Annotated in this window: 9 protein-coding genes and 1 riboswitch; of the genes, 5 read left to right on the plus strand and 4 right to left on the minus strand. The window is 56.8% G+C overall.

The window, feature by feature from the left end; genetic code table 11:
• Nucleotides 1-15: 15 nt before the first annotated feature.
• Together ACMV5I_RS05695 and ACMV5I_RS05700 are read right to left on the minus strand one after the other, a co-directional pair.
• Nucleotides 16-1,251 carry a multifunctional CCA addition/repair protein gene (locus ACMV5I_RS05695; RefSeq protein WP_414823851.1) on the minus strand — a complete coding sequence of 412 codons (1,236 nt, stop codon included), beginning with the start codon at nucleotides 1,249-1,251 and terminating at the stop codon, nucleotides 16-18.
• Nucleotides 1,252-1,495: 244 nt separating this feature from the next.
• Nucleotides 1,496-2,113: a TIGR04211 family SH3 domain-containing protein gene (locus ACMV5I_RS05700; RefSeq protein WP_202728805.1), complete on the minus strand. Its 618-nt coding sequence runs from the start codon at nucleotides 2,111-2,113 to the stop codon at nucleotides 1,496-1,498.
• 278 nt (nucleotides 2,114-2,391) lie between these two features.
• Here ACMV5I_RS05700 and ACMV5I_RS05705 point away from each other — a divergent pair, with 278 nt between their 5' ends.
• The 4 genes from ACMV5I_RS05705 (at nucleotide 2,392) to yjeH (ending at nucleotide 9,832) form a co-directional block, all read left to right on the plus strand.
• Nucleotides 2,392-3,699, plus strand: a complete 1,308-nt coding sequence (locus tag ACMV5I_RS05705; protein ID WP_414823852.1) for an inorganic triphosphatase — start codon at nucleotides 2,392-2,394, stop codon at nucleotides 3,697-3,699.
• Between the two features lie 47 nt (nucleotides 3,700-3,746).
• Nucleotides 3,747-6,584 carry a bifunctional [glutamate--ammonia ligase]-adenylyl-L-tyrosine phosphorylase/[glutamate--ammonia-ligase] adenylyltransferase gene (glnE, locus tag ACMV5I_RS05710; RefSeq protein WP_414823853.1) on the plus strand — a complete coding sequence of 946 codons (2,838 nt, stop codon included), beginning with the start codon at nucleotides 3,747-3,749 and terminating at the stop codon, nucleotides 6,582-6,584.
• Nucleotides 6,585-6,940: 356 nt separating this feature from the next.
• Nucleotides 6,941-8,371 carry a bifunctional D-glycero-beta-D-manno-heptose-7-phosphate kinase/D-glycero-beta-D-manno-heptose 1-phosphate adenylyltransferase HldE gene (gene hldE, locus ACMV5I_RS05715; protein ID WP_024483053.1) on the plus strand — a complete coding sequence of 477 codons (1,431 nt, stop codon included), beginning with the start codon at nucleotides 6,941-6,943 and terminating at the stop codon, nucleotides 8,369-8,371.
• A gap of 207 nt (nucleotides 8,372-8,578) precedes the next feature.
• Nucleotides 8,579-9,832, plus strand: coding sequence for an L-methionine/branched-chain amino acid transporter (yjeH, locus tag ACMV5I_RS05720; protein ID WP_414823854.1), 1,254 nt, complete (start codon nucleotides 8,579-8,581; stop codon nucleotides 9,830-9,832).
• A gap of 29 nt (nucleotides 9,833-9,861) precedes the next feature.
• Here the strand turns inward: yjeH and ubiK are convergent, their stop codons facing one another.
• Nucleotides 9,862-10,137 carry a ubiquinone biosynthesis accessory factor UbiK gene (gene ubiK / locus ACMV5I_RS05725; protein ID WP_024528278.1) on the minus strand — a complete coding sequence of 92 codons (276 nt, stop codon included), beginning with the start codon at nucleotides 10,135-10,137 and terminating at the stop codon, nucleotides 9,862-9,864.
• Nucleotides 10,138-10,284: 147 nt separating this feature from the next.
• Nucleotides 10,285-10,446: riboswitch (FMN riboswitch) on the plus strand.
• Nucleotides 10,447-10,557: 111 nt separating this feature from the next.
• Here ubiK and ribB point away from each other — a divergent pair.
• Nucleotides 10,558-11,211, plus strand: coding sequence for a 3,4-dihydroxy-2-butanone-4-phosphate synthase (gene ribB, locus ACMV5I_RS05730; protein ID WP_202810114.1), 654 nt, complete (start codon nucleotides 10,558-10,560; stop codon nucleotides 11,209-11,211).
• Between the two features lie 112 nt (nucleotides 11,212-11,323).
• Here ribB and zupT read toward each other — a convergent pair whose 3' ends face one another.
• Nucleotides 11,324-12,091: a zinc transporter ZupT gene (gene zupT / locus ACMV5I_RS05735; RefSeq protein ID WP_414823855.1), complete on the minus strand. Its 768-nt coding sequence runs from the start codon at nucleotides 12,089-12,091 to the stop codon at nucleotides 11,324-11,326.
• Between the last annotated feature and the right edge of the window lie 36 nt (nucleotides 12,092-12,127).

Consider the following 12,127-nt stretch of genomic DNA (forward strand, 5'->3'; position numbering starts at 1 on the left):
TGCGCCCGTTTTTACTTAAGACTGAGGTTCCTGCTGTTTCTTCCAATCCGCCAGCGCCTGCTGACGGCGGCGTTTGACCTCGTCGCGGATCGCCAGCCCTTGCAGGCCACTTTCCACCACCTCTTTGACCGAAACCGCGTTGGCGATCTGATAGGCCTGGCGCAGGTAATCGCCCTGCGGATAAGGGTTGTTTTCAAAACCGGTACGCCCGCGGGCATCGGCTTCGCTGGTGAGGATCATCTGCTCCAGCCGCTGCGGTTTACGCCACACGTCGATGGCATCAAACAGTTTTAACAGCGTTTCTGGCCGCAGTTTATTGACCGTGTGGATCAGGTCGTGATACTCCGCCACCAGCTTCGCCAGTTCACGTACTGGATTAGGCACACGCAGCCGTTGGCAAAGCTTCTCTACCAGCCTGACGCCCGCAGGGCCATGGCCATAGTGGTGTGGCCAGAGTTCTTGCGGCGTGATGCCTTTACCGAGATCGTGGCACAGCGCTGAGAAACGGATATCTACCTCGGGGCTGAGCTGGGTGGCAATCGCCAGCGTCATCAGCGTGTGTACGCCGGTATCAATTTCCGGGTGCCATTTCTCTGGGGCTGGTACGCCAAACAGGGCGTCGATTTCCGGGAACAGCACTTTCAACGCTCCGCAGTCGCGTAGCACCTGGAAATACACCTGCGGGCTCTGACTCTGTAACGCCTTTTCGGTCTCTTTCCACACGCGCTCCGCCGTCAGGGAGGCCAGTTCACCGCTTTCGGCCATCTGCTGCATCAGCGCGCTGGTTTCAGGGGCAACGGTAAAGCCCAGGGAGGCAAAGCGAGCGGCAAAACGCGCCACGCGTAACACTCGCAGCGGATCTTCGCCAAAAGCGTCGGAGACATGGCGCAGCAGGCGGGCGTCGAGATCGGCCTTGCCGTTATAGGGGTCAACCAGTACTCCATCATCACCCCGCGCCATGGCGTTGATGGTGAGATCGCGCCGCAGCAGATCCTCTTCCAGCGTCACGTCCGGGGCGGCGTAGCAGGTAAATCCGGTGTAACCCTGGCCGGATTTACGTTCGGTGCGGGCCAGCGCATACTCCTCATGAGTTTGAGGGTTGAGGAATACCGGGAAGTCTTTACCCACCTGCTGATAGCCAAGAGCCAACAGATCGGCAGGCGTTGCGCCGACCACCACCCAGTCGTGATCCACTACCGGTAAGTTAAGCAGGGTGTCACGGACGGCACCGCCGACCAGGTAAATATTCACGGTTTAACTCCTAAATGCGGTATACCCGTCGTCTTTCAAGCTGCAGCGTTGTTACCTGCGCTTGTCCACCCCAGTCACTTACAAAAGTAAGCTCCTGGGGATGAACAAGCTTGTCGCCTAGCTGCAGCTTGAAATCCATAGGGTATATATAGGTGGTTCGTTTGATCAGATTACATCAATTGGGCAACGGATGCGCCAGGCAATAAAAAAGCGCCCGTAGGCGCTTAAACTGGCGGAACAGCAATCAGTTCATCCAGCGATTATTCTTGCGACGTGGGATCAGGTGCGGCAACACCAGACCGAGCAGCAAACCAACGCCGGCAACGCCGCCGCCGTACATGAACCATTGCAGAATAATGGTGCGCTGTTTGTCATCAAGTTGCAGATTCACCGCGTTCACCTTCTTCTGCGCCACAACCAGCTGATTTTTCAGATCCTGGTTTTCCTGCTGCAGGCCGCTGATGGTGCTGTCGCTGGCGGCCACTTTCTGCTGCATTTCGGCGGTGCGCTGGTTCCAGCTATTATCAATATTGGCCAGCTTGTCGGTCAGGGTTTTCACCTGCTGTTCCAGCTCTGGCACTTGGGTGCGCAGGCTTGGCGTCTGGCTCAGCTGATCCAGTGGGATCCAGACGCTGCGTCCTTTGGAATCGCGGATCTGGCCGTAGCTGGTGCTGTCGTTGACGCTCAACAGCGTGACTTCTTCACCGGCATTCAAGGTGCCGACGATACGGTATTGGTTACCTGGGCCGCTATGGACATAAGTATTTAATTCATCGGAGATATAGCGTTTATCTTCGGCATGTGCGCCCCAAGTGATGCTAAAACTTAGCACGGCAAGGCAAATCAGGCGTAATTTCTGCATTATGTCATCGTTTCTGCGTGGATTTATGGAACGATAGTAGAGCGTTCAGTCTGACGGCGCAACGCCAAAACCGGAATGGGAACTATCTTACTATGCTAAATCCCGTCAGTTGCGCAGCATTCTATAACGTAACAGGTTTTTTCTGCAGTTGGCAGAGTCAAGTCAGGGGGAATCGCGGTAAGATACTCTCACTGTGCGTCGTCGGGCTGAGTGCGGCCGGCAGACTCCGCCGCCGTGAAGACTCACGCGAATGCCTAACCTATTGGTGTAAAAGAACTATGAGCGTTGAAATAGAACTGAAGTTTATTGTTTCCCCCGCAGCGATTACCAGCTTACCGGAGCGGATTGCCGCCTGGCCTAATCAGCATTCTGCGCCACAGAAGCTGACCAATATCTACTATGAAACCGCCGACAACTTCCTGCGCAACCATGATATGGGCCTGCGTATCCGCGGTTTTGACGATAGCTATGAAATGACCATCAAAACCGCCGGTTCGGTGGTGGGTGGGTTGCACCAGCGGCCGGAATATAACGTCGCCATCGCCAAACCCGCGCTGGCGCTGAAAAAATTCCCGGCGGATATCTGGCCGGAGGGCTGTAAATTGGCTCCGCTGCAAAAGGCGTTACAGCCGCTGTTCCGCACCGACTTTGTACGTGAAAAGTGGGTGGTCACTTACGGCGCAAGCGAGATTGAGATTGGCCTCGACCAGGGTGAAGTGCGCGCGGGTGAACTGGCCGAACCGTTATGCGAGCTGGAGCTTGAGCTGAAAAGCGGTGAGACTGCTGATTTGCTGGCATTGGCCACCGCATTGGCGGAACAGGGTGGTTTACGCCAGGGCAGCCTCAGCAAAGCGGCTCGGGGCTATCATCTGGCGCAGGGCAATGCCGAACGTGAATTACGCCCATTAAGCGTGTTGAAACCAGCTCCTAAATCCACTGTAGAACAGGGCATGGTGGCCGCTTTCGAGCTGGCGTTGAGCCACTGGCAGTATCACGAAGAGCTGTGGCTGCGTGGCGACAAGCAGGCACGTCGTGCGGTAATGGAAGCGATCGGCCTGATCCGCCAGGCGCTGGTGATCTTTGGCGGATTGGTTCCGCGCAAGGCAAGCACCGATCTGCGCGCTCGGCTGACGGCTTTGGAGCCTTTGCTGGTGGATAAAACCACCCAGCCGCAGGAGCTGTGCTACAGCACGGAGTATCTGCAATGTAAGTTGGCACTCACATCGTGGTTGATCACCGGCGCATGGCGGCCGTTTATCGATGCCAAATCACAGGCTAAGCTGGATGGTTCATTCAAGCGTTTTAGCGACATCATGCTGGGCCGTAGCGCCGCAGAGCTGAAAGAAGCCTTTACACGCACCCTGAATGAAGATGAATATCAAGAGCAACTGCCCCGTCTGACGCGCCAGGTGTTGGCATTTATTCTGCTTTCTGGTGCCTATCCGGATAGCGAAACCGGGCCGTATATCGACAGCTGGCGCGAGCTGCAATCAGCCATTGCCGAACGTCGGCAGGGTTGGTATGAAGCCAGCCGCAAACAGGCATTATCCCATGCGCCATTCTGGTTAAACGGCGCGGTTCGTTAACTCCAGCGGGCCTGCCGGGCTGCAGGCCACAGAACGGGTCATTCACTATGTTGCCACTCTCTGCTGCGTTACAGCTTCAGGCACAGAACATCGTGCAGCGATTTCAGGAAACTCAGGGCGCGGAGTTGATGCTCAGCGCCGCAGAACAAAGCGTTCTGGCCTCGAGTGATTTTGTCAGCGACATGTTGCTCGGCCATCCTGAATGGTTGGTAACGTTACGCCAGCAGCCGCCGGTGGCCGATGAGTGGCAACACTATGCCGCCTGGTTGCAGGATGAGCTTGAAGAGGTGCAGGACGAAGCGCAGTTGATGCGTGTGCTCCGTCTGTTCCGCCGTGAGAGCCTGGTGCGCATTGCCTGGGTGCAGGCTCAGCAGCTATGTACCACGCAAGAAACGCTACAACAGCTGAGTGCCCTGGCAGAAACGCTAATCGTTAGCGCCCGTGACTGGCTCTATCAAACCTGTTGCCGCGAATGGGGCACGCCTTGTAATGCCGATGGCGTGCCGCAGCCTTTGCTAATCCTGGGGATGGGCAAACTCGGCGGTGGCGAACTGAATTTCTCCTCTGATATCGATCTGATCTTTGCCTATCCGGAAAACGGCCACACCCAAGGTGGACGGCGTGAGCTGGATAACGCCCAATTCTTTACCCGCCTGGGGCAACGGCTGATCAAAGCGTTGGATCAGCAAACCATCGACGGCTTTGTCTACCGCGTCGATATGCGTCTGCGGCCCTTTGGCGATAGCGGCCCGCTGGTGATGAGCTTTGCCGCGCTGGAAGATTATTACCAGGAGCAGGGGCGCGATTGGGAACGCTACGCGATGGTCAAGGCGCGCCTGATGGGGGGGCATGAAGATGTCTACAGCCAGGAACTGCGCAAGACATTGCGGCCATTCGTGTTCCGTCGCTATATCGATTTCAGCGTGATCCAGTCGCTGCGTAATATGAAGGGCATGATTGCCCGCGAAGTGCGGCGGCGGGGGCTGAAGGACAACATCAAGCTGGGGGCCGGTGGCATCCGCGAAATCGAATTTATCACCCAGGTCTTCCAACTGATCCGTGGTGGGCGTGAGCCCAGTTTGCAGGGGCGATCACTGCTGCCGACGTTGCAGGCGGTGGGTGAACTGGGGTTGTTGACTGCTCAGCAGGTCGCTGAGCTGAGTGACGGTTATCTGTTCCTGCGGCGTCTGGAGAATCTGTTGCAGGCGATTGCCGACCAGCAGACGCAAACCTTACCGCAGGACGAGCTGGATCAGGCGCGCCTGGCCTGGGGAATGGATCAGCCAGACTGGCCGTCGTTGATGACGGTGCTGGAAGAGCATATGCGCCAGGTCCGTGCGGTATTTGATGACCTGATCGGCGACGATAGCCCAGACGTAGGCGAAGATCCCAACTACCAGCATTATCACAGCCTGTGGCAGGATGCGCTGGACGAGAACGAGCTAGCGCCACTGACGCCCCATCTGGACGAAGAGGCGCGGCGGCAGATGCTGCGTTCCATCGCCGACTTCCGCCACGACGTGGACAAACGCACCATTGGCCCGCGTGGCCGTGACGTGCTGGATCAACTGATGCCACGCTTGCTGGCCGAAGTGTGTTCGCGCGTGGACGCGGCCACGGCTCTGACGCGACTGACCCAGCTTTTGCTAAGCATCGTGACCCGCACCACTTACCTCGAGCTGCTGGTGGAATACCATGCCGCTCTCAGCCACCTGATCCGCCTTTGTGCTGCATCTCCGATGGTGGCCAGCCAACTGGCACGTTATCCGCTGTTGCTCGACGAGCTGTTGGATCCGGCCACGCTGTACCAACCGGTGGCCCCGGATGCCTATCGTAGCGAACTGCGCCAATACCGCCTGCGGGTGCCGGAAGACGATGAAGAACAGCAGTTGGAAGCGTTGCGGCAGTTCAAGCAGGCACAGCACTTGCGCATTGCCGCTGCGGATATCGCCGAAGCGTTGCCGGTAATGAAAGTGAGCGATCACTTAACCTATCTGGCCGAGGCAATCATTGATGCGGTGGTGCAGCAGGCGTGGAAAGACATGGTCGCGCGCTACGGCCAACCGACCCATCTGCATGAGCGGGAGGGGTTAGGGTTTGCGGTGATCGGCTACGGTAAGCTGGGGGGCTGGGAGCTAGGTTACAGCTCGGATCTCGACCTGGTGTTCTTGCTGGATTGTCCACCAGACGTAATGACGGATGGCGATCGTTGCATCGATGGACGCCAGTTCTATCTGCGTCTGGCACAGCGGGTGATGCATCTGTTCAGCACCCGCACCTCTTCCGGCATTCTCTATGAGGTGGATGCCCGTCTGCGTCCTTCCGGTGCTGCCGGGATGTTGGTCAGCACCGTCGAAGCCTTTGCCGACTATCAGCGTAACGAAGCCTGGACCTGGGAGCATCAGGCCCTGGTGCGGGCGCGCATTGTGTATGGCGATCCGGCGCTGCATCAGCAGTTCGATGCGATCCGCCGCGAAATTTTATGCAAACCACGTGAAGTGAACAAGCTGCAGCAGGAGGTGCGTGAAATGCGCGAGAAAATGCGCAACCATCTGGGCAGCAAACAGCGCGATCTGTTTGATATCAAAGCGGACGAAGGCGGGATCACCGATATCGAATTTATTGCCCAATACCTGGTCTTAGGTTATGCCGCGGGCGAACCGCGCCTGACGCGTTGGTCGGATAACGTGCGTATCTTTGAGCTGATGGCCAATTACGACATCATGCCGGAAAACGAGGCCCGGGCGTTGACCCAGGCCTATGTCACCATGCGTGATGAGATCCACCATCTGGCGTTGCAGGAACACTCCAGCAAAGTCAGCAGCGAACTGTTTGCTGCCGAGCGTGAGCAGGTGCGTGTCAGTTGGAGCAAATGGCTGGGCTGAGGGAGTCATATGTGTTCCCTCACCCTAACCCTCTCCCACAGGGAGAGGGGACCGATCGAGTGTGGTTTGAAATTATAGTGACTCACCCTGGCTTAGGAGGCGATCGTCCATGCCACAACTTGGCTCTGTCATTTGTCTGTAGCTCCATCAGGGAGGGCGGATTTAACGTGTCAAAGATAGACCCCGGTACCTGACAGCAACTCCGTACCAGCTCCCTCTCCTTGGGGAGAGGGTTGGGGTGAGGGAGACGTATCGTTTGCTGAAGCATTGAGCTGGTTGGCAGTTTTTACGGGTATTGCAGGCTATTATGCTAATATCTGCCGAATTTATTTTTATGACTTGTTTGGAGTTATCGGATGAAAGTTACACTACCTGATTTTCGCCGCGCCGGTGTGTTGGTGGTTGGTGACGTCATGTTGGATCGCTATTGGTATGGGCCGACCAGCCGAATTTCACCGGAAGCGCCGGTGCCGGTGGTCAAGGTTGAAACCATCGAAGAGCGTCCCGGTGGTGCGGCTAACGTCGCGATGAACATCGCCTCGTTGGGTGCTAATTCACGCCTGGTGGGCCTGACGGGGATCGACGACGCTGCGCGTGCGCTGAGCGCCAAGCTCAACGAAGTTAACGTGCGCTGTGACTTTGTCTCGGTGCCTACGCACCCAACCATCACCAAGCTGCGTGTACTTTCCCGTAACCAACAGCTGATCCGCCTGGACTTCGAGGAAGGTTTCTCCAACGTCGATCCGCAGCCAATCATGGAGCGTATCCAGCAGGCATTACCGCAGATTGGCGCACTGGTGCTGTCGGATTACGCCAAGGGCGCGTTGAGCAAGGTGCAGGGCATGATCGCGCTGGCACGTGCTGCGAAGGTTCCGGTACTGATCGACCCGAAAGGCACCGATTTTGAACGTTACCGTGGCGCCACGCTGCTGACACCAAACCTGTCCGAATTTGAAGCCGTGGTCGGTCATTGTCAAAGCGAAGAAGAGCTGGTGGCGCGAGGGATGAAACTGGTGGCGGACTTTGAACTGTCTGCATTGCTGATCACCCGTTCCGAGCAGGGGATGACGTTGCTGCAACCGGGCCGTGAGCCGTTGCATCTGCCAACTCAGGCGCAGGAAGTGTTCGACGTGACCGGGGCCGGTGATACGGTGATCGGTGTACTGGCTGCCGCCCTGGCTGCGGGTAATACGCTGGAAGAGTCATGCTTCCTGGCCAACGCCGCCGCTGGTGTGGTAGTGGGTAAGTTGGGCACCTCGACCGTCTCGCCAGTCGAACTGGAAAACGCCATTCGTGGCCGCGCCGAAACCGGCTTTGGTGTAATGACCGAGGCCGAGCTGAAAAAAGCGGTAGCGCAGGCGCGCCAACGCGGCGAGAAAGTGGTGATGACCAACGGCATCTTCGACATTCTGCACGCAGGCCATGTCTCGTACCTGGCGAATGCGCGTAAATTGGGCGATCGCCTGATCGTGGCGGTGAACAGCGATGCGTCAACCAAACGCCTGAAAGGGGAAACCCGCCCGGTTAACCTGTTGGAAAACCGTATGGTGGTGTTGGGCGCGCTGGGTGCTGTGGATTGGGTAGTGCCGTTTGAAGAAGATACGCCGCAACGCCTGATCGCCGAAGTTCTGCCAGATTTACTGGTGAAGGGCGGCGACTACCAGCCGCATGAAATTGCTGGCAGTGCTGAAGTCTGGGCCAACGGTGGCGATGTGCGGGTACTGAACTTTGAAGATGGGTTATCCACCACCAACATCATCAAGGCTATCAAGGATGGTCGTGGTTAACTTTATCTGTATATCTATACCCTATGGATTTCAAGCTGGCCGCTCTCAGTGCATCCCTGCACTCGCGGCATTTGTACATCCCTGTACAGCACAGCGGCGACAAGCTTACCCATCCCCAGGAGCTTACTTTTGTAAGTGACTGGGGTGGGTAAGCGCAGGTAACAACGCTGCAGCTTGAAAGACGACGGGTAAACAGGGTGGTTTGCAGTGAGTGGACTAAAGCAGGAGCTGAGTTTAGCGCAGGGCGTTGGGCTATTGTCCACTTCACTGCTGGGCACCGGGGTCTTTGCCGTCCCGGCCTTGGCGGCACAGGTGGCGGGCGGCGATAGCCTGTGGGCCTGGCCAATACTGATTGTGCTGGTATTCCCGATCGCCATCGCTTTTGCGGCGTTGGGCCGCCATTTTCCCAGCGCCGGTGGTGCCGCGCATTTTGTCGGCCTGGCCTTTGGGCCACGTATGGCAAAGGTAACCGCTTGGCTGTTCCTCTCTGTGATCCCCGTGGGCTTGCCCGCCGCATTACAAATCGCCGCAGGATTCTGGCAGGCCACCTTTGGTTGGGATGCCAACGGCCTGTTGCTGGTGCAAATTGTCACGCTAGTGGTGATTTGGCTGCTTGGCACACGCAGCGCCGGTTCCAGTGCCAATATTCAGACCTTGATTGCCCTTCTGGTGATCGCTCTGGTGGGGGCTATCTGGTGGCAAGGCGGTATTATTCCATCCCAAATCCCATGGCCAGCGGTCAGCGATATTTCTCCTCCTAATATGTTCCACGCGTTGGCGGTGATGTTCTGGTGCTTTGTCGGGCTGGAGGCATTTGCTCATCTGGCGACCGAGTTTCGCCATCCAGAGCGGGACTTTCCACGTGCGTTAATGCTCGGGTTGTTGGTGGCGGGAGCGGTCTATTGGGGCTGTACCGTAGCGGTGCTGCACTTCCATGCTTACGGCGAACATCAGGCGGCGGCCGCTTCATTGCCGGGGATCGTGGTGCAACTGTTTGGCGAACATGCGCTGTGGATTGCCTGCATCATCGGCTATCTGGCCTGTTTTGCCAGTGTGAATATCTACACCCAGAGCTTTGCCCGCCTGGTCTGGTCTCAGGCCCAGGAAAAGCCTGCTAGCGGTTTAGCCAAACTCTCTGCGGGTCAGGTGCCGGTCAATGCATTGAGCGCAGTGGTAGGTTGCTGCCTGCTGTTCACTTTGCTGATCTATACCCTGAAGCTGCCGCTGGATACGTTGCTGGTGTATGCCAATGGCATTTTCGTGCTGATTTATCTGCTGTGTATGCTGGCGGGTTGGCGGATCTTGCAGGGGCGTTCGCGGCTGATGGCGATCGTCGGATCCGCTTTGTGCTTGTTGTTACTAGTGATTATCGGCTGGAAAAGCCTGTATGCGCTGGCGATGTTGGTGCTGATCTGGCTGGTGCTGCCGCGTAAAACGCCGGCGGTGGTCTCCAAGCAATAAGGGCGCATTGATGCGCCCCTTACAACAACTTATTCGTCTGCTGGCTTGGCTACCGGCGCGGTATTCAGCTTGCCTTCCAGTTCGGTCAGACGCTGTTCCAGCAATGCCAGCTTTTCACGGGTGCGCAGCAGGACTTGAGTCTGCACGTCAAATTCTTCGCGGTTAACCAGATCCAGACGGGTCAACTGCGCTTGCAGTACCTGGCGGATTTTTTTCTCAACGTCTTCCCCGAATTCACGTACGCCTTTAGGCATCGACTCTTGGACCTGGCGTGCGATCTGTTCAATTTTTTTCGGGTCAATCATGGCGTTTCCCTTTCTGATATTTGGTGGCAGATGCTTAGTGTAATGCGAGTTGCTCGCCGGATAAACCATTACCGTGTTTGCTGCGCGATCCCTCATTACGCGACCGGATGGCTTGAAACACTAAAGCGATGGGGTTATAGTCGAGATGCTTATTCTCAGGGCGGGGTGCAAGTCCCCACCGGCGGTAAATCACCATTCACGGTGAAAGCCCGCGAGCGCTCAACCTATCTCTCAGGAGTGGGTTAGAGGTCAGCAGATCCGGTGTAATTCCGGGGCCGACGGTTATAGTCCGGATGGGAGAGAGTAACGACACCTGTCGGGCGTATGCCCCGCTTGCGTTATTTTTTTGGCTATTGGCATAGCCACTCCTCAAGATCGCCCTGGTTCTGGTAATCCATAATTTTAATGAGGTTTTTTACCATGAATCAGACTCTACTTTCAGATTTCGGCACGCCGGAAGAACGCGTTGAACGCGCTCTAGATGCACTGCGCAACGGGCGCGGTGTGATGGTGCTTGATGATGAAAACCGTGAAAACGAAGGTGACATGATTTTTGCCGCAGAAACCATGACCGTTGAGCAGATGGCGCTGACCATTCGCCACGGTAGCGGCATTGTTTGCCTGTGTATCACCGAAGATCGCCGCCAGCAGCTTGAGCTGCCGATGATGGTCACCAACAACTCCAGCCAGTTCCAGACCGCCTTTACCGTGACGATTGAAGCGGCGCAGGGCGTGACCACTGGCGTATCGGCTGGCGATCGTCTGACGACCATCCGTGCGGCCATTGCAGACGGTGCCAAGCCAAGCGATTTGAACCGCCCAGGCCATGTGTTCCCGCTGCGTGCTCAGCCTGGTGGCGTATTGAACCGCCGTGGCCACACTGAAGCGACCATCGATCTGGTCTCAATGGCCGGTTTCAAACCCGCTGGCGTGCTGTGCGAGCTGACTAACGATGACGGCAGCATGGCGCATGCGCCGGAAGTGATCACCTTTGCCAAGCAGCATGACATGGTGGTGCTGACTATCGAAGATCTGGTGGCCTATCGCCAGTCACGCGAAAAGAAAGCCAGCTGATTAGCTGACGAAATACGTAGGGGCGCTGCATGCTGCGCCCATCTGTAGCATTATTTGCCAGTTATCAATCTGAAGCCGCTTAACACGCGGCTTTTTTTGTGCTTAAAATTCTTTAACCGATGCCACCGCTTTGCAACAGCGTCAGGCTAAACCCCATCACCGCCATGCCGCACAGCACGCCATAGCTTGGGTTATTGTGTGGGTCGATCTCTTTGGCCAAGGGCATCAATTCATCTACCGACAGCGCCACCATAATCCCGGCCACCGCAGCCATAATCGACGCCATCACCACCGGTGAAACCATCGGGCCGAGCACCAGGAAGGCCAGTACGCCACCCAGAATTTCTGCCATCCCGGAGATCCCGGACCACAGTAGCGCTTTAGTTTTGGATCCGGTTGCTGCATACACCGGCCCGGCGACTGCCAATCCTTCTGGAATATTGTGGATGGCGACCGCGAGCGCAATGCCCATCCCCAGTTCCAGATCGGCGCTGGCGGTGACAAAGGTGGCAATCCCTTCCGGGAAGTTGTGCAGGCTGATGCCGAGCGTCAGCAGAATAGCGGTGCGTTTCAGGTTATGGGGCTTGATAGGCTTTTGCACCAGGTCTTGCGGGTGCTGGTGTGGCAGCATGCGATCCAGCGCAAAGTAACCTAACAGCCCGAGCATAAACATGCCGTAGCCAAGCATGGGTGACATGCCGACGGTGTGCAGCGCAGCGGGCAGCATTTCCATCAGCGAGATCAACAGCATAATCCCTGCGGCAAAGCCGAGCGCAAACGCCAGCAGGCGGTTGGAGGGCTTCTGGCCAATAATGCCGAGCAGGGCACCGACAAAGGTAGCGCCCCCGGCTAACAAGGTCAGGATCAGCGGTACAGACATGCATTCTCCTTGTATGCCAATAATATTTATCAGTTT

This window comes from Serratia sp. T13T92, assembly GCF_047530105.1.
Lineage (GTDB): Bacteria > Pseudomonadota > Gammaproteobacteria > Enterobacterales > Enterobacteriaceae > Chania > Chania fonticola.